General features: G+C 71.2%; 15 protein-coding genes. 10 read left to right on the plus strand and 5 right to left on the minus strand.

Annotation, left to right across the window (positions count from 1 at the left end; all coding sequences use genetic code 11):
* The first annotated feature begins 105 nt into the window (after nt 1-105).
* Nucleotides 106-456 carry a holo-ACP synthase gene (locus tag AB1046_RS20010; RefSeq protein ID WP_369371030.1) on the plus strand — a complete coding sequence of 117 codons (351 nt, stop codon included), beginning with the start codon at nt 106-108 and terminating at the stop codon, nt 454-456.
* 27 nt (nt 457-483) lie between these two features.
* Here AB1046_RS20010 and AB1046_RS20015 read toward each other — a convergent pair whose 3' ends face one another.
* Nucleotides 484-1,533 (minus strand): LLM class F420-dependent oxidoreductase, encoded by a 1,050-nt coding sequence (locus AB1046_RS20015; RefSeq protein WP_369371031.1) that lies wholly within the window; start codon nt 1,531-1,533, stop codon nt 484-486.
* Nucleotides 1,534-1,630: 97 nt separating this feature from the next.
* Between AB1046_RS20015 and AB1046_RS20020 the strand changes: the two genes are divergently transcribed.
* The 5 genes from AB1046_RS20020 to AB1046_RS20040 all read left to right on the plus strand — a co-directional run bounded on the left by AB1046_RS20020 (nt 1,631) and on the right by AB1046_RS20040 (nt 10,753).
* On the plus strand, nt 1,631-3,397 hold the full coding sequence (locus AB1046_RS20020; RefSeq protein ID WP_369371032.1) for a bifunctional ADP-dependent NAD(P)H-hydrate dehydratase/NAD(P)H-hydrate epimerase: 1,767 nt from the start codon (nt 1,631-1,633) through the stop codon (nt 3,395-3,397).
* Between the two features lie 9 nt (nt 3,398-3,406).
* Complete coding sequence (locus AB1046_RS20025) at nt 3,407-3,607, plus strand: hypothetical protein (protein ID WP_369371033.1); 201 nt, start codon at nt 3,407-3,409, stop codon at nt 3,605-3,607.
* Nucleotides 3,608-3,862: 255 nt separating this feature from the next.
* Nucleotides 3,863-6,265 (plus strand): LuxR C-terminal-related transcriptional regulator, encoded by a 2,403-nt coding sequence (locus tag AB1046_RS20030; RefSeq protein WP_369371034.1) that lies wholly within the window; start codon nt 3,863-3,865, stop codon nt 6,263-6,265.
* A 384-nt stretch (nt 6,266-6,649) separates the two neighbouring features.
* Nucleotides 6,650-9,256, plus strand: a complete 2,607-nt coding sequence (locus AB1046_RS20035; RefSeq protein WP_369371035.1) for a choice-of-anchor G family protein — start codon at nt 6,650-6,652, stop codon at nt 9,254-9,256.
* Between the two features lie 144 nt (nt 9,257-9,400).
* Complete coding sequence (locus AB1046_RS20040) at nt 9,401-10,753, plus strand: copper amine oxidase (RefSeq protein ID WP_369371036.1); 1,353 nt, start codon at nt 9,401-9,403, stop codon at nt 10,751-10,753.
* A 15-nt stretch (nt 10,754-10,768) separates the two neighbouring features.
* Here the strand turns inward: AB1046_RS20040 and AB1046_RS20045 are convergent, their stop codons facing one another.
* Nucleotides 10,769-11,530, minus strand: coding sequence for a class I SAM-dependent methyltransferase (locus tag AB1046_RS20045; RefSeq protein WP_369371037.1), 762 nt, complete (start codon nt 11,528-11,530; stop codon nt 10,769-10,771).
* A gap of 127 nt (nt 11,531-11,657) precedes the next feature.
* On the opposite strand from AB1046_RS20045, the gene AB1046_RS20050 reads away from it, so the two are divergent.
* The 3 genes from AB1046_RS20050 to AB1046_RS20060 are packed head-to-tail and all read left to right on the plus strand — an operon-like array spanning nt 11,658 to nt 14,688.
* On the plus strand, nt 11,658-12,770 hold the full coding sequence (locus AB1046_RS20050; protein ID WP_369371038.1) for a hypothetical protein: 1,113 nt from the start codon (nt 11,658-11,660) through the stop codon (nt 12,768-12,770).
* Between the two features lie 51 nt (nt 12,771-12,821).
* Complete coding sequence (locus tag AB1046_RS20055; RefSeq protein ID WP_369371039.1) at nt 12,822-14,054, plus strand: sensor histidine kinase; 1,233 nt, start codon at nt 12,822-12,824, stop codon at nt 14,052-14,054.
* Nucleotides 14,047-14,688 (plus strand): response regulator, encoded by a 642-nt coding sequence (locus AB1046_RS20060; RefSeq protein ID WP_369371040.1) that lies wholly within the window; start codon nt 14,047-14,049, stop codon nt 14,686-14,688. The genes AB1046_RS20055 and AB1046_RS20060 overlap by 8 nt, the downstream gene beginning before the upstream one ends.
* Before the next feature lie 5 nt (nt 14,689-14,693).
* On the opposite strand, the gene AB1046_RS20065 is transcribed toward AB1046_RS20060, so the two are convergent.
* On the minus strand, nt 14,694-15,167 hold the full coding sequence (locus AB1046_RS20065) for an N-acetyltransferase family protein (RefSeq protein ID WP_369371041.1): 474 nt from the start codon (nt 15,165-15,167) through the stop codon (nt 14,694-14,696).
* 165 nt (nt 15,168-15,332) lie between these two features.
* Here AB1046_RS20065 and AB1046_RS20070 point away from each other — a divergent pair, with 165 nt between their 5' ends.
* Nucleotides 15,333-15,638, plus strand: coding sequence for a hypothetical protein (locus AB1046_RS20070; RefSeq protein ID WP_369371042.1), 306 nt, complete (start codon nt 15,333-15,335; stop codon nt 15,636-15,638).
* A 38-nt stretch (nt 15,639-15,676) separates the two neighbouring features.
* Here the strand turns inward: AB1046_RS20070 and AB1046_RS20075 are convergent, their stop codons facing one another.
* The gene (locus AB1046_RS20075; RefSeq protein ID WP_369371043.1) at nt 15,677-16,159 is read right to left on the minus strand and encodes a glutathione peroxidase; all 483 of its coding nucleotides are present in this window, start codon (nt 16,157-16,159) and stop codon (nt 15,677-15,679) included.
* Between the two features lie 48 nt (nt 16,160-16,207).
* Nucleotides 16,208-17,512, minus strand: a complete 1,305-nt coding sequence (locus tag AB1046_RS20080) for a dicarboxylate/amino acid:cation symporter (protein WP_369371044.1) — start codon at nt 17,510-17,512, stop codon at nt 16,208-16,210.
* Between the last annotated feature and the right edge of the window lie 155 nt (nt 17,513-17,667).

Raw genomic sequence — 17,667 nt, forward strand, 5'->3', positions numbered from 1 at the left:
CAGGCGCCATCTTTACTTCTGCATTACAGGAGCAGGGTGCCTCAAAACGGGCATCGTGCGCAAGACCCAACCGGTGGTGGGCGGCGGGGGACCTACGCTGGGCGAATGATCATCGGGACGGGCATCGACGTGGTCGACGTGGCCCGGTTCATGGAGACCCTCGACCGCACGCCCCGGCTGCGCGAGAAGCTGTTCACGGAGGCCGAGCGCGAGCTGCCGCCGGCCTCCCTCGCCGCGCGGTTCGCGGCGAAGGAGGCCATCGCGAAGTCGCTGGGCGCCCCCGGGAACCTCCAGTGGCACGACGTCACGGTGCACCGCACGGTGGGCGGCCCGCCCCGGATCGACGCGAGCGGCACCGTGGCCGCCCGCGCCGCCGAGCTCGGTGTGCGCACCTGGCACATCACGATCTCCCACGACGCGGGGATCGCCTCCGCGATGGTGATCGCGGAGGGCTGACCCCGCCGGGGTCTGTTGTGGGCGCGGCTACTGGAGCTCTGGGATGACCTGCTTCTCGAAGAGCTCGATGCCCGACTGGTCGTAGGCCGCCTCCTGGAAGTACGTGATCGCGTACTCCAGGCCGCGAGCTCGCATCCCCTGCAGCCGCTCCACGATCTGCTCGGGTGTACCCACCAGGAACCCACTGCGCCAGTTGCTGATCTCCTGGTCGGCCTTCTCGGGGGCCCACCTGCGCAGGTGCGCCTCGATCCAGGCCAGGCGCTCGGCGACGGCGGCCTCGTTCTCGCCGATCACCACCGAGTAGTTGGCCGACCGGGTGATCTCACCGAAGTCCCGGCCGATGTCCTTGCAGTGCGCCTCCAGCACGCTCGACTTGTGTGCGAACTCCTCCGGCGCGCCGGCGAAGTTCGTGTACTGGGCGTGCTGCGCGGCAATCCGCAGCGTCTTCTTCTCGCCGCCGCCGGCGATCCACAGCGGGATGGACGGCACGTCGGCGCCGCCGTCGCCCACCGGGAGCTGCTGCAACGGCTGCGGGTAGCAGAGCGCGCCGTCGACCTGGTAGCGCTTGCCCTCGAACGTGCCCGAGGACCCGGTGCGCCACATGTTCGCCATGATCTGCACACCCTCGTCGAGCGCGCGCAGGCGCTCGCCCGCGGACGGGAAGCCGTAGCCGTAGGCACGCCACTCGTGCTCGTACCAGCCGGCGCCGATGCCCATCTCGATGCGGCCGCCGGAGATCGTGTCGATGGTCGACGCGACCTTGGCGAGGTAGGTGGGCTCGCGGTACGCCATGCAGGTGCACATCTGGCCCAGGCGGATGCGCTGGGTGGCCGCCGCGAAGGCGGCCATCAGGGACCAGGCCTCGTGGGTGGCCTCGGTGGTCGGCTCCGGGACGGTGTGGAAGTGGTCGTAGACCCAGGCTGAGGTCCACGCAAACTCCCCGCCTGGGATGGCCTCGCCTGCCGCCTGGTTCTCCGCGCGGTGAACAAGGGAAAGCATGGAAGCCCACTGGTCGGCGGGCGCGATGTCGACCAGGTCGAGGCGCCAGCCCTGCGGGATGAAGAGTCCGAATCGCATGGCACGACCCTATGCCGACGGCGGACTCGACGGGAGGGGCGGTCCACTTTGCCGGACTCTGGTACCTCTGACCCCGCGGAGACGGCACTATAGGGCTGTGAAAGACGCATGGAGCTCCGACGAGGTGCGGAAGGCCGAAGAGCCGCTGATCGCTGCCGGTGAGCCGCTGATGGCAAGAGCGGCCTACGCGCTGGCGCAGGCGGTGCTTCGGGACGTGGCGGCCCGCCCGCCCGCCGGGCGCGCCGCGGCGCACGGATCCGCCCGCGCGAGCGGCGTCCGCCTGCACGGCAGCCTCGGTTCCGACGGGCTGCCCGGGACCGCCCGGATCCGGCCCGCTCGCGCGGGCGCCACCCGTGGCGACGTACGGGGCGCGCACGCCCTGCTGCTCGTCGGCCCCGGCAACAACGGCGGCGACACCCTGTTCGCCGGCGCGCACCTCCTGCGCCGCGGCATGAAGGCCACCGCCGTGCTCGCCTCCTCTCGTGCGCACGAGGAGGGCCTCGCCGCGTTCCGGGCCGCCGGCGGAGAGGTAGTGACGCTCGCCGACGTCCGGGTCCCGGCAGTGGTCCGGGCCGCCCTGGAGGTCGACGTCCTGCTGGACGGCCTGATCGGTGTCGGGGCACGCGGCGCCCTGCGGGCGCCCGCGGGCGGGCTGGTACGCACGCTCGCGGAGGCCCGCGAGACGGCGGGGTCGCGGTGGCCCTGGACGGTCGCCGTCGACATCCCGAGCGGCATCGGCGTCGACGACGGCGCGGTGCCCGGTCCCGTGCTGCGCGCCGACCGCACCGTGACGTTCGGCGCGCTCAAAGCCGGCCTGCTGCTCCCGCCCGCGGCACACCTCGCCGGCAAGATCGAGCTGGTCGACGTCGGCTTCCCCATGGGGGCGGGCGCCACGGGATCGGGGGCCGACAACCGGGCCGGCGCGGCACAGCGCGCCGGGTTCGGCAGGCACGCGCTGGGCAGCACCGACCCGGCATCGGCCCGGGTGCAGGCCATCGAGCCCGCCGACGTGGCCGCCCTGTGGCCCGCTCCGGGCCCTACGGACCACAAGTACACGCGCGGCGTGGTCGGCGTCATCGCCGGGACGAGCACCTACCCGGGCGCGGCAGTGCTCGCGACGTCAGGCGCCGTGCTGTCCGGCGCCGGCATGGTGCGCTACCTCGGGCCCGAGGCGGTCGGCACCCGCGTGCTGCTGGCCCGCCCCGAGGTAGTGGTGGCGGGCGGCCGGGTGCAGGCCTGGGTCCTCGGGCCCGGTGTCCCCGCGATCGAGCCCGAGGACGAGTCCGACGACGACGGCCAGGCCCGCCGGATCTTCGGGGCGCTCGCGGCCGTGACCGGGGTGCTGTCCGAGGACGTGACCGGCGGCAGGATGCCCGCGGTCATCGACGCGGGCGCGCTCACGATGCTGGAGCACCGGCTCCCGGCATGGGCGGTGCTGACCCCACACGCCGGCGAGCTGGCGGAGCTGCTGCAGAGCCTCGGGCACGACGTCGACCGGGCGGCGGTCGAGGCGAAGCCGCTGCACTGGACGCGCACGGCGCACCAGGTGACCGGAGCGACCGTGCTGCTCAAGGGTGCGATCACCGTGGTGGCCGGCCCCGGTGGCACCTACGCGCAGGCCGACGCGCCGCCCTGGACCGCCACCGCCGGCGCGGGTGACGTGCTCGGTGGCATCCTGGGGACGCTGCTCGCGGCCCGCTCCGCCGAGGTCGTCGAGGACGAGACGCTCGCTGCTCGCCTCGCGGCGGTCGCGGCGCTCGTGCACGGGCGGGCGGCGGCGCGGGCATCGGCAGGCGGGCCGGTGGCGGCGCTGCAGATTGCCCAGGCGGTCCCCGCGGTGGTCGCCGAGCTGCTGGGCGGCTGACCCGCTTCCATGCTGGACCACCTGCTGGGCGCGCTGGAGCGCGCCGCCAGGTCGGGCGCAGACCGCGACGAGATGCTGCGCCACCTCGACGGCATCGAAGCCGTCATGGAGACGCACTTCCGGTACGAGGAGAAGAAACTCGTCGGTGTGCTCGACAGCTCCGTCCGTCCCGAGGCCGACCGGCAGGAGATGCTCGGCCCGCTCGCGTGACCGCGAGTTTCTCGAATTGGGCATTTCGGAATGGCGTGCCCGAGATGCGCCAGGTAGAGCCGTAATCTCCCGTATCACACCCTCGCCATGCGCGATTTATCTCCTGCCATAGACTCCTGAGTCGCTACTCGTCCACATTCAACTAAGTGGCGAATTGGGGTGTTCGTGCCATCAAGTTACGGGCCTTCCGTGGCTGTGCCTTCGACAGAGCCGGCGGCGCGGCAGAACCAGGCAGGCAGCAGGGGGAGGGACCACGTGGTCCACGGGCGTGATCGAGAGCTCCGGGTCATCGGGCATTTCGCGACAGACCTGGACCCGACGGTCCTGGTTGTGCGCGGCCTGAGCGGGATCGGCAAGACCACGACTATCCTCCACGCGCTGAAGCAGGTGGGCGCGGGACCGTCGGCGGTCCGCGTGGTGCGGCCCTGCTCACCCCGGCCCTCGGCACACGACCTGGACAACAGCCGGCGCATCGACCTGTCTGCCTGGTCCGTACCGGACCGTCCCGAGCACGACGCTGACTTCGACGCGGCGGGGTTCCTGCGCGCGGTCTCGGTCTGGGCCGGCGACGGCGGAGCCGCCCGGGGTCCCCGCGAAGTACCGCAGCGCAGCGAGGACACTTCGTGGGGTAGGGGCGGCGGGGCCGGGCCCCGCGTCCTGTTCGTCGACGACGTCGGGGTGCTGACCGCGGAACGTGCGCGCTGGCTCCAGCGCCTGGCGGACGAGGCGTACGGCCAGGACTGGCGTGTCATCGCCGCCGTGCGGAGCATCGCCGTCGAGTCGCTGTCCGACGACGTCGAGGTGCTCGAGCTCGCCCCGCTCGACCGGATGTCCCTGCGGCGGGTGCTCGACCTGGAGCTGAGCGCCCCGGTGGCGGCCGACGTCGTGGAGAACCTGCGCTGGTGGAGCGCCGGCAACCCCCGGATCGCACTGGAGCTCGCGGGGTCGCTGACCGCCGCCGAGCTCGGCGGGGACGCCTCCTGGACCGGGCCCGAGACCGTCGGCTCGGCGGCCCGGCGCGCCTACCGCGCGATGCTGGCCGGGCTCGACCCGGCCACGATGACCGCGCTCGCGGCGACGCCGTTGGGCAGCACCACGACGGCCCGCCGGGACGGGCGCTCGACCGTGCGGCACCCGCTGCTGGCCCTGCTGTGCCGAGAGGTGCGCGGAGCCGACGGCCAAGCGGACGGCCGCGAGCCCCAGGCCCACGACCGGGACCCGATTGGGCCGGCCGCAGCGGCGCGGATTCTTGACGGGCTGCACCTGGACGAGCTGCCCGACCGCACCTGGGCGCTGGTAGCCGCGACTCCCGACCCGCGCCTGGCGGCGCGCGCCGTCGGTGTGTCCATGCTGACCGGTCGCGTGTGGGTGGACCATCTGGGTGGCCCGCTGGTGCCGGACGGTGTGGGCCAGGACTGGACCGACCACCTGTGGTGGCGGGACCCCGGCGCCGTCGGCGACGACGCCCGCGCTGCGGGCGCGCGCGTAGCGGAGGCGCTCCTGCGCCTCGAGGACACCGGCGACCTGCCGGACGCCGACCCGTTCCGGGCGGACCTGCGCCTGATCGGGCAGACCCCTGGCCAGGACTGGGTGGGCGTCGAGACCCAGGTGCGCGCACTGCTCCTGCTTGGCGACGTGGTCGGGGCGCGCAGCCTGCTGGCGGACCACTCCGGCGAGTCGTCGGGGCGGACCGTGGCGGAGATCGTGGCCCGGGACCTCGCGGCGGCCCGCATTGCCGCCTTCGACGGGCGGGCCGTCGACGTCCGTGCGCATCTCGCGCACGCGGCGGAGCTGCGGCCCTCGGTCGACGGATGGCTCCCGGCACGCGGGATGCGTGCCTCGGCGGACGCCGTCGTCGACGGGACCGTCCCGGCGAGCACCATGCCGGCGCAGGCGGGCAGCTGGTCGGCGCGGGCGCTCGGCGAGTACGCCGCGGACCTGGGAGCGGCGCACCTCGTCGTCGGGCAGGCCGAAGGGGCCGTGGCACTGCTCACCATCGCGCTGGAGCACTGCGCCTGGCCGTACCGCGGGCGCGTGCAGGTGCGCTGCGACCTTGTCGAGGCCGCCCTGGCGTCAACGCCGTCCGGCCAGGTCGGGCCACGGGCCGAGCGGCTGCTCGAACCCGCGGTCGCACCGGAGGAACGGGTCGCTGGGGACGTCGCTGCCGCCCACTCCAGGCTCGGCGCGCTCCTGGCCGACGACGGAGTGCCGTCGGCCGCCTTCGAGGCCGCGCTGCACACGCCGTCGGCCCCCATGTCGCCCTGGCAACGGGTGCGCATGCTGGTGGCGTACGGCAGGTATGCAGTGACCCGCGGCAGTGACGCGACGGGGCACACGATCCTCGACGAGGCCCGGACGCTGGTGCGGCTGGCCGGGATGACCGGGTGGCTGCGCGGCATCGACGTGTTCCTCGCCGAGACGGGCACGGAGGGTGAGACCGTCCCCGAGTGGGAGGTGCTCGGCAGGCCCGAGCGGGAGATGGTGCGGCTCGCGGTGCACGGCGCCACGAACTCGCAGATCGCCCAGGCGACGTTCGTTTCCGAGCGGACCGTCGTGAACCGGCTGCGTCAGGCGTACACGACGCTCGGTATCCGCGACCGGAGAGATCTGGTCCGCCTGGCCGAGACCCGTCCGCCCGCCTGGCTCGCGGGCGGCTGATTGGCGGCAGCGGGTCAAGTCTTCACCCGCTGCTGCCAGCATATTTCACCCGGCAAACCGGACGTACCTGACTCTCCCAATGGATGCCCCCGAGACAATCTTTGTCTTTCTGCGTGGCAATCTTTATTGCGCTTTTAATCGCTTGGAACGCACTCAAATTTGCGTTCATTTGCGTCAGCGCACGATTGCGGTTCTGCCTGGCAGATCCCTGTAAATCACTGTTGTCTGATCGCCGGGAGCCGGTGTGTCTTGCGCCACTGCCCCTACGAACCGGTCGTGATCACGTACCGATCCGGACGCTTTTACTTAAGCGCGAATGTGGAGGAGTGAGTTCTTTTGAACCGAACGCAAGTACCGTCACGCCGACGTCGGATGGGTGGCCGCATGCTGCGCCGATCCCTGGTGACGGTCGCGGCGACGGCAGTCGTGGTTACAGCCACGGGTCTGCCGGCAGTCGCGGTCAACAACTACCCGGAGGAGCAGTCCGAGGCCGCTGCGAGCGTCCTCGACTCAGCGCTCCTCCAGAACGAGCTGCTCGCCGCCGCCTACTCGGACGCGGGCAATGTCTCGAACGCAGGACCCAACCAGGGCAACCTGAACGTCGAACTTCTGGGGTCGGAGCTCATCCACCTCGGTGACATCGAGGTCCCCCTCGACGAGATCCTTGACTTCGGCCAGGCCGGCGCGCTGGTCAGCCGGAGCGAGGCGTCGTCCCCAGCCGACGCGTACGCGGTCTCCGGCCTCGCCGGTGCCGACGGCGGTGTCGAGCTCGACGGACAGACCGAGGACTTCGGTCTGGCGTCCGTTGACGTCCTTTCGGTCGCACGCCTGCTGGGCGTCGACAGCCTGACGGACGAGATCGTCGACCAGCTCCTGATCGAGGCCGGCGCTCTCGCGGCCGAGGTCGACGCTGAGGACGGCGTCATCGCCGACCCGGACGACGTGGGTGGCCTCGGCCAGTACCGCGTTGCCGACCTGGACCTGTACGTGCACTCGCCCCTCATCGAGGACGCTGCCTCGTCGATCTTCGACATCGGCGGCTCCATCGACACGGCGGTCGAGGACCTGATCAACACCAACCTGGACGACAGCGCCCTGACCGGCCTGTTCGACACGATCCCGGGCGTTCCGACCCCCTCGATCACGGTTGACAGCAACATGCAGGAGAACCTGTTCCAGTCCGTCGTGGGCGAGCCGATCACCTCGGCGAACCAGCTCATCACGATCGACCTGTCGACCGGTGAGCTCACGGTTCACCTCGACAAGATCGTGGACAACCCGGACGAGACCGAGGGCGGCCTCAACGAGCTGCCCCCGAACTTCGAGCTCATCGACGACACGACCTACCCGCTCGTCGCGGAGACCATCCACGAGCTGATGCAGGACGTCACCCGCATCCTCATCGGTGCGATCGAGGACTCGCTGAACTCGGTCACCATCAACATCGCCTTCACCGACGAGAGCCCGCTGGGCAACCTCGACGTGTCGTGGTCGCTGCCGCTGGCGGACGCCGTGAACGGCAACTTCCCCGAGGCTGAGAACAACAGCACGGGCACGATGGCTCCGGTCGCCGAGATCCTGGTCGGCACCATCAACACCGTCGGACCGGCGCTCGCGCCGATCCTGGGCCCGGTCTACGACCTGGTCATCAGCGACGAGGGTGACAACATCTTCGAGCTGCTGATCAACGACCTCAAGACGGACTCGGTCACCGCGCCGATCCGCGAGGTGCTCTCGCCGGTCTTCGAGCTGCTCGCCCAGATCATCTCGATCCAGATCAACCACCAGGTGACGGAGAGCTCCGACACCGAGACGTCGTTCGACCTGTCGGCGCTGAGCCTCGGGCTCCTGCCGGGGGCCAACGAGCTCGCCCGGATCAACCTCGGCAACGCCGCGGTTCGCGTCCAGGGTGACGGTGGCTACCCGGGGATCGACCCGGAGCTGTCCGTGGACCCGTCCGTTGTCGCCCCTGGTGACGACACCGAGACCACCGGTACCGGCTACACGCCGGACTCGACGGCAACCGTTCAGCTTGAGGACCCCGCCGGCGACCCCGTCGGCGACCCGATCGTTGTGGACACCGACGAGGACGGCGGCTTCGTGGTCGACGTTCCGGTTCCGGACGACGCTGAGCCGGGTAGCTTCACGGTTGTTGGCACCGACGACACCACCGGTGAGGCCGCTGAGGCCCCGCTGACGGTGCAGCTCGGTGGCGGCGGCGAGGAGTGCACGGACCCGACCATCACCGCCGACCCGACCTCGGTCATGGCCGGCGAGGACGTGCAGGTCACCGGCACGGGCTTCCCGCGCAACGAGAACGTGATCGTCCGGCTGCTGGACCTCGACGGCAACCAGATCGGTGACTCCGTCACCGTGCTGGTCGACGACGACTGCGGCTTCACGACCCCGATCACGGTTCCCGAGGGCACCCCGCCGGGCGTCATCATCGTCGACGCTCAGCCTGAGGACGGCGGCGAGGGCGCACAGACGCCGATCGCAGTCGTCGGTGGTAACGACGGTGGCGACCGCGAGCTGACCGCTTGGTTCGAGCACGAGACCCGTACGGCTGGCCAGAGCCAGACGTTCTACGCCTCGGGCTTCGACGAGGGCGAGACGGTTGCCGGGTGGGTCACCTCTGACGCGCTGGTGCTCCCGAACGCTACGGCGGACGCTGACGGCAACGTCGAGTGGACGTTCGACGTCCCGGCGGACTTCGAGGTCGGCACCCACGTGGGTACGGCCACGAGCCTCGAGCACGGGGACCAGGCTTCGGCCGAGTTCCAGGTCGTCGCTTCTTCGGTCAGCGGCGGCGGTGACGGCGACGGCAACGGCGGTGGCCTCGCCTCCACCGGTGCGAACGTGGCAGCGCTCATTGCCGCCATGGTGCTGCTCCTCGGCGCCGGTGCGGTCATGATCAAGCGCCGTCGTGAGATCAGCCAGGCCTTCGCCACGGCGATGGGTCGGATCTCGGGCGACAAGCCTGCTGTCTGATGAGCCTAAGTCTCTGACTTAGCTTGCAGGTTTCTTGACGCAGTACGACCGGCCCGGTGCGACTTGTCGCACCGGGCCGGTCGCGTTGTCCAGCAGTTTCAGTTCTAAGGGGGAGACGTGCCGGAGCCGTCGTCGAGGCGCAGAGTGATTCCGTCAGTTGTCGCCGCAGCGGCGATCGTCGGGCTCGTCGTGGCCGCGATCCTGGTGGTGGAGCGGGCCATACCCGCCGCCCCCGCCCCGCGCTATCAGGAGTCGACGGCGTCCGGCGGCGTGGACCTGCAGTGCGCGGAGAACGACCCGATCATGCAGCAGCTGCTCAGCGGTTCTACCTGGAGCATGTGCTGGCGGGTCGATGCGGACCGGGGGCTGGTGCTCGAGGACGTGTACTTCACCCCGGCGGAGCACGAGCCGGTGCAGGTGCTGGCCGAGCTGTCGATCGGGCAGCTCGAGGTGCCGTACGACACCGGCCTGCGCAACACCGAGGACATCACCACCCAGGGCTTCGGTGGGCCGCAGATGATGACCCTCACCGAGACCGAGTGCCTGGGCGAGCGCCTCGAGACGTACCTGCCGGACATCGGCGACGGCTCGATGGGCGGCGGCGGCGAGCGGCGCTCCGTCCTCTGCCGGGAGGTGGTCGACGGCGGGATCGCCTACCGCAGCAGCGACAGTGCAGGCACCGAGGTGGCCCGGCGCACGGACCTACGGCTCGCGACCATCTCGAAGGTCGGCTGGTACGAGTACGTCAGCCAGTACACGTTCGGCAGCGACGGCACTATCCGCTCCGACCTGGGCGCCACCGGCGACCTCTCGCCCGCGGACTACGGCGACGACCCGGCCCACGGCTGGGCCGTCGGTCCCGGGGACACGGACTACGCCACGAGCCACTCCCACAACGCGGTGTGGCGGGTGCACTGGGCGCTGGGCGGGTCGGGCGGGCAGGTGGTGGAGCAGTACGACGCCGCGCCGACCGGCGAGGAGGGGCCGCGGGCGCCGCTCGTCGAGGGCGGCCTGACCCGGATCTCGCAGGAGGGCACCGCCCAGGCGGCCGACCGGCGCTGGTGGCGCGTAGTGAACCCCGATGTCCGCAACGAGGACGGGCACGAGATCTCCTACCAGGTGGAGACCGGAGCGACGACGCCGTTCGAGCTCACCCAGGACCAGCATCACGAGCACGGCAGCGGCGCGGCCGGCGACGACGGCGGTTATGCCATCGCCTTCACCGAGGCGGACGGCTGCCAGCTCTTCGCTACGGCGAACAAGGAGGGGACGTGCGGCTCCGGCGTGCTCGACTTCGCCCAGGACAAGGCGGAGCTGTCCGACGTCGTCACCTGGGTCGCCGTCGGGTTCCACCATGTGGCGCGCGACGAGGACCAGAGCCCCATGGAGATGCACTGGCAAGGGTTCACGCTGACGCCGCGTGACCTGACGGCGCAGCGCGCCGATGCGCCGTCGGCCCGCGAGGACGTGAACGGAAAGCCGACCGAGGCACCCTGAGGCCGCGCGCCGCGCTCAAACCTTCCGTGCCTCCACGAGCGTGCGGCGGCTGTGGCAGATGAACGAGCCGTGCTCCGCGATGTGGTCGTGCAACGTCCGCAGGCGGTCGTGATACTTCTCGACCGAGAAGTCGGGCACCGTCCACAGGACCTTGCGCAGGAAGTGCACAACGGCGGCCAGGTCGAAGAACTCGACCCGCGTCAGTGCGTCCCGGAGCAGCACCCCGTCGAGGCCGACGCCGGACACTCGGGCGCGCAGCCGGTCCAGGTACTCCGCGTCCTGGTTCTCCTGCGGGCCCATGAGGAACTCGTACAGGCCACGGTTGGAGCCCGCTCCGACCTCCTGGACCAGCAGGGTGCCGCCCGGTGCCAGCACCCGTGCGGCCTCGGTGTACGGGAACGAGACCGGATGGCGGCTCATGACCATGCCGAACGTGCCGTCGGCGAAGGGGAGCGGGGCGTCGTCGTCGTCGAGCAGCGTCACCGCACCACCGAAGGGTGCCAGTGCGGCTGAGGCGAGCGTGTGGTTCGGTGCCCAGCCCTCGGTGGCGCGCACCGTGCCGGGTACGTGCGCGGCCCGCCCGAGCGCCTCAGCGAAGACCTCGCCGCCACCCGTATCGACGTCGAGCACGGTGTCGACCCCACCCAGCCGTTCCGCGCAGAGCCGCACGTAGCCCCAGCCGGGGCGCTCCTCGGTGGCACGGCCGGTGAACCACGAGAAGTCCCAGCCGTCGGTAGGGACCGCCAGCCCTTCGGCTATCTCTTCGTCGAACGTCATGGGGCGGAAACTATGCCCGGGTATCCCCCGCCCACCAGCGGAAATCCCCCGATCGGGGGAGGGGCGGGAAACCCCGCGGACGGGAGTGTGGAGGCATACCGCACGACCGACCGAAAGGACCGAAGTCATGCAACGCCTCACTCGCATCACACTCGCCGGTGCCACCCTCACGAGCGCCGTCGCCGCACTGCTCGGCCTGTCCTGGCTGCTCGGGCTCTGGCCGAGCGTCTATGCCGACCCGAGCACTGCGCTGCTGGCCCAGTTCGCCGGGCAGGGCGCCGCTACCACCGTGCTCACGGTCGCCGCCCTGACCGGCGTCGCCTGCGGGATCGCGGGCCTCGCCGGGGCGCTCGGCGCGCGCGGTCGGGTCTGGGCCGCGGCACTACAGCTCGTCGTGTTCGGCCTGGTGCTGCAGAGCGGCGGCACGCTGTCGGTGGTGGGCTACCTCGTCGCGATGGCGATGCCGCTCGCCGTCGTGGTCCTGCTCGTCCAGGTGGTGCGTCGGTACCGGGTGGCCCGCTGGACTGTCGGGGTACCCGCCCTGGCGGTGCTCGTGGGCGGCGCGTTCCTGGCGCGGGAGTCGGTCGCCGAGGTCGTGGTGCTGCTCGGCTCCGGGCTCGCGGACAACCGCGCGGGCCTGCTGGTCTCCCTGCTGGTGCTCGCGACCGGCAGCCTCTGGGCGGCCGTCGGAGTGCAGGCGCTGGCCGGCACGTCCGCCATGGAGCGGGCCACCGCCTGGGTGGTGCGGCACCGCCGGGCCATCACGATCGTGGCCGCCACCGGGCCGCTCCCGTACGCCCTGGTCCGCCTCACCTGGCTCACCCCGTGGCCGGTGCTCGGGGACGACCTGGACCTGTCCACCCGGATCTGGGGGCTGGCCCTGTCCAGCGGCGCGTGGCTCGGTGTTTTCCTCACGCTCGGCCTGATCCGTCCCTGGGGCGAGGTGTTCCCCCGGTGGATGCCCGGCCTCGCCGGGCGGCGCGTACCGATCGCCGCCGCCGCGGTGCCCGGCGCCCTGATCGCCGCGACGGTGACGTTCACCGCGATCCCGATGATCGTCATGTTCAGCAGCCAGACCCTGGCCCAGGGCGTGTTCGGCGCGATCATCTTCCCGTGCTGGTACTGGGGCCCGGCCCTGGCGCTCGCCGTCTGGGGCTACGTGGCGCACCGCACGCAGTCCGACCGCCTGGCGAAGAGCCGACCCGCACAGGCCGCCGAGACAACACCCATCGCAGCATGATCCAAAGGGATGGCCTGGCGGGGGGACCCGACGGGCGGAGAGGATGACGGCATGCAGGCGACGACGAGGTACCTCGCGCGCGATCTTGCCCGGCGGTTCGCCTGGCACATGCTGGGCGGGGCGATCGGGCTGGCCCTCGCGTTGCTCGTGTACAGCCTGCTGAACAGCACGGTCACGGGGCTGCCCGTCTGGGTGCTGGTTGTCGTGGCCGTCGCGGCCGCCGTGGGGCTCGGCCTCGTCCCGGGCGCACGGGAGCTCGAGGTCACGGCGGCTCGTGCGCTGCTCGACGTGAAGGGCGAGCTGGTGGTCCCCGCCAGGCCCCGACTTGCCCACCGGGTCCGGACCGCGGCCTGGGTGGTGCTGCACCTGGCGACGGGGATGCTCGTGGGCGTCTGCTTGTTCGCCGTGCTCCCGGGGGCGGTACTGGTGGGCGTCGAGGCGGTGGCCGGGCGCTCGTTCGGGTCCGGGTTCCCGGTGCCCACGAGTGCTCTGGGCGCGGCCCTGGCGCTGGTGGCGTGCGCCGTCGTCGGGCTGGCCGCGCTCGTCGCGACCTGGCCGCTGGGCGCGGCCGCTTCCGTGCTCGCCGGCCGGGTGCTGGGGCCCACGCCCTACGACCGGATGGAGACGGCGCTCGCCCGCTCCCGCCGCGAGGCGGAGCACACCCGCCTGGCGCGCGAGCTGCACGACGGGATCGGGCACGCGCTCACCGTCGTGAGCGTGCAGGCGGCGGCGGGCCGGCGGGTCATCGCGGCCAACCCGGAGGCGGCGGCCGAAGCGCTCTCCGCGATCGAGGACACCGCCCGGTCGGCGCTCGCCGAGCTCGACCAGCTCCTGGCCGTGCTTCGGGACGACGCCGACGACGACGCGCCCCTGGCCCTGGCGCCCGCCCTGGAGGACGTGATCTCCGCGCACCGCCGGGCCGGCCTCGACCTGACCGCCGACGTCGACCTGCCCCCGGGGCTGCCGGCCCTCCTCGGCCGGACGGTGCAGCGCATCGTCACGGAGGCGCTCACCAACGCCCACCGGCACGCCGCCCCCGGACCGGTCGCGCTCACCGTGGGGCACGACGCCGGCGAGGTGCGGATCGAGGTGGTGAACGCGGTACGTACCGGGCCGCTGCGGGCCCGGCGTGCTTCCGGGGGTCGCGGGCTGCCCGGCGTCCGGGAACGGGTGGCGCTGTTCGGCGGTACGGTCGAGGCGGGGCCCGACGGCGGCCGCTGGGTGCTCCGTGCGACGCTGCCCTGGGGCGCCGCCCCGACCAATCGGAGGGACCCCCATGCCTGACGCCCCGATCCGGGTGCTGGTCGCCGACGACGAGCCGCTCGTCCGCAGCGGCTTGCGCCTCATCCTGGACGCGGAGCCCGACCTGCACGTGGTCGGGGAGGCCGGCGACGGCGCGCAGGCGGTCGAGCTGACGCGCGCGCTGCGCCCCGACGTCGTCTGCATGGACGTACGGATGCCCGGGGTGGACGGCCTGCGCGCGACCGAGCTGGTGCTGCGGCTCCCGGACCCGCCCCGGGTGCTCGTGGTGACGACGTTCGAGCACGACGGCTACGTGCTGGACGCGCTCACCGTCGGGGCCTCGGGGTTCCTGCTCAAGCGCGCTGGGGCGGACGAGATGGTGCAGGCGGTCCGCACCGTCGCCGTCGGGCAGAGCCTGCTGTATCCACAGGCGCTGCGCGACCTGGTGCGGACGCGTCCGCGCGCGACGGCCGGAGCGCCGGTGCTGACGCCGCGCGAGCGGGAGGTGCTGGGCCTGGTCGCGCAGGGCATGACAAACGCGGAGATCGCGACGGCGCTCGTGGTCGGCGTCGAGACGGTGCGCACGCACGTGGCGTCCGTGCTCGCGAAGCTGCGGGCGCGGGACCGCACCCAGGCCGTGGTGCTGGGCTACCGGGCGGGGCTGGTGGAGCTGTAGCCGGGTCAGTCCCGGGGGACGACCATCTCGATCTCGTTCGGGAACGGTGCGTAGTCCGAGGACTTGGTGCGGCCCGTGCGGCGCCAGCCGAGGTGCTCGTAGAAGCCGATGGCCTGGTCGTTGTCGGCGAGGCACCACAGGCGCGGGTCGCTCATCTCGGCGACCGCCATGTCCATCGCCGCCCGCGCGAGCCCGGAGCCCCAGCGGGACGGGTGCACGGCCAGATGGCGCAGCAGTCGCTCGTCGTGGGCGACGAAGCAGGCCAGGCGGGAGCGGTCGCCGTCGTCGTCCAGGACGAGGATGCGGACGCCGGGCTCGGTGAGCGCGGCCTCCCACTTGGCCCGGACCTCTTCGGACGGGAACGGGTACATGCCCGGCGGGAAGATATGGCCCAGGGCCGCGATCCCGGCGGCGCGCTCGATGTCGAGGAGCGCCTGCGCGTCCTCGAGCGTGGCCTGCCGGAACCGGTTCGGGTCCATTGCCTCAGCGTACGGCCCAGGCTGTGGGGCGGCACCACCGCTGCGATGTGCGGCGGACGCGCTGGTGGGAGCGCTGCGGAGGCGCGTGCTCGGACCGGGCGAAAATTGGTTGCAACATTTTCCCGAAGTGCTGTGACCTGAGCGCGGTTCGAGCGTCAAGGCTGCATGACAGATACAGCATTCAGTGCGGTGATGTCCCGCCTCTCGGCGCTCGACACGCTCTCGCTGCGGGTAAGTCAGGACTGGCTCGCGTTCGGCCTTGACCGGGTCGACGTGCTGGTCATCGACATTCTGACGGTCAGCGAGCTCACGGCCATGCCGCTCGTGAGCAAGTACCGATTGTCAGCAGTGCATCCGGACCCTGGTCGGGACCTGGGCCTGACGAAGGTATGGACCGGTTGGCTGGGCGACGCCTCGGACGTAGCGCCGGTGGCGATGCGGCTCACGCTCGCGGCGGGTGACGACGGCTGAGCCGGGGGTGCGGCGCAGGCTGAGCCGCGGCCCGTACCTCAGCGTGGCAGGTGCGCCTCGATCTCGTTGATGATCGCCGGGTCGTCCGGCAGGGTCTTCGGCGCGTACCGGCGCACGTCGCCGCCGGGCAGGACCAGGAACTTCTCGAAGTTCCAGCGGATCTTGCCCGAGTGTCCTTCGGCGTCCGCCGTCTTCTCCAGCTCGACGTACAGCGGGTGTGCGTTCCGGCCGTTCAGCTTGATCTTGTCGAGCACCGGGAACGTCACGCCATAGGTCATGGAGCAGAACTCGGCGATCTTCTCGTTCGAGCTCAGCTCCTGCAGGAACTGGTTGCTGGGAAAGCCCAGCACGGTGAAGCCCCGGTCCGCGTACTTCTTCTGCAGCTCCTCAAGGGTCGCGTACTGCGGCGCTAGGCCGCACCGCGAAGCAACGTTCACCACGAGCACCACGTCGTCCTTGTGCTCGGCCAGCGAGATCTCGGTTCCGTCCATCGTGTGGAAGGGAATGTCGTAGATGGTCACCTACCCATCTTCCACCTGTTGTCCCGGTCAACGGAACCCGGCCGACGGCTACTCGACCGTTACGGTGTTCTTACGTGGCTCGTCGAGCGCGGCCTCTTCGGGCGCGGTGTCGTCGCTCGCCGCCACGACGGTCTTCCTCCCGTTGTAGACGTCCCGGTCGATCTCGTCGCTCGCTCCCGCCACGAGCATGGCGACGAGGGTGTCCCCGTTGACGTTGAGGAACGTCCGGAAGATGCCCGTGAACCAGTCCACGGCGATGAGCAGCCCCACGGCCTCGAAGGGCAGCCCGAGCGAGGTGGCGAGGAACATCGCGACGACGGGGAATCCGCCCGGCACCGTGATGGTGCCCATGTTGAGCAGCACGGCGAGCGCCATCCCGAGGACGATCTGGCCCGTCGACAGGCTGACGTCACCCGCCTGGGCGAGGAACATCACGACGATCGTGTAGTTGAGCACGGCCCCGTAGGAGCCCATCGTCAGGCCGACCGACAGCGTGAAGTTCGCGACGCGCTGGCTGATGCCGACCTTCTCGACGGCGTTGCGCAGCACCGTCGGGTACGTGACCGCCGAGCTGGTCGTCGTGACCGCAATCGCCGTCTGCTCGGCGAGCTTGCGCGGCAGCCGCCACGGGCTCAGCCGGGTGCGCAGCGCGACGACGGTGACGAACAGGACCAGCAGGATGACCACGCCGAGCAGCGTGGTGCCCAGGTAGCTCAGCGCGGTCGTCACGACGGCGAACCCCACGTCGCCCGCGAGCGCCGCCAGCAGGCAGAAGACGCCGACGGGCGCGATGTACATGACGTACCGGATCATCGTGAGGACGATCTGCTGCAGCTGGTCGAAGAACGAGAGCACGAGCCGGTTGCCGGTCGTGGCGACGTAGGCGTTGAGCGCGGCGCCGAACAGCAGCGAGAAGACGATGATGGGCACCATGGTCGCCGTCGACATGGCGTCGAAGATGTTCGTGGACACAAAGGCGAGCACCGTGTCCTGCCACCCGGTGGGTTCCGGCGGGACCAGCGCGGGGTCGAGCTCGCCGTCGAACACCATGCCGGACCCGGGGCGGATCAGGATGCTCAGGCCCCAGGCGAGCAGCGCCGCGACGACGGAGAACCCGATCATCCAGCTGAAGGTCCGCAGCGCGAGCCGGCCGGCGCCCTTGCCGCTCATGGAACCCGTCGCGACGATCACCGAGGCCATGACGAGCGGCACTATCGACATCTGGATCAGACGCACAAAGAGGTCGCCGACGAACTTCAGGTTGCTCGCCCAGTCGCCGACTATGAGCCCGAAGGCGATTCCGGCGATCGCCGCGATACCGATCTGCAGGGCGGGGTTCCTCAGGGCCTTCATGGGTCCTCCGGGTCTCTGTGCCGCACCACACGGCCGCGCCCAAGAAACTAGGCGAGCGTCGTTAGGCCGACGAAGACTGCGCGTTGCATTCCTGTTTCAACTTCGACGCGCTTTGGCACGAATGTTTCGGATCGTCGATCCTCGACCCTCCTGGT

The organism is Promicromonospora sp. Populi (genome assembly GCF_041081105.1).
Lineage (GTDB): Bacteria > Actinomycetota > Actinomycetes > Actinomycetales > Cellulomonadaceae > Promicromonospora.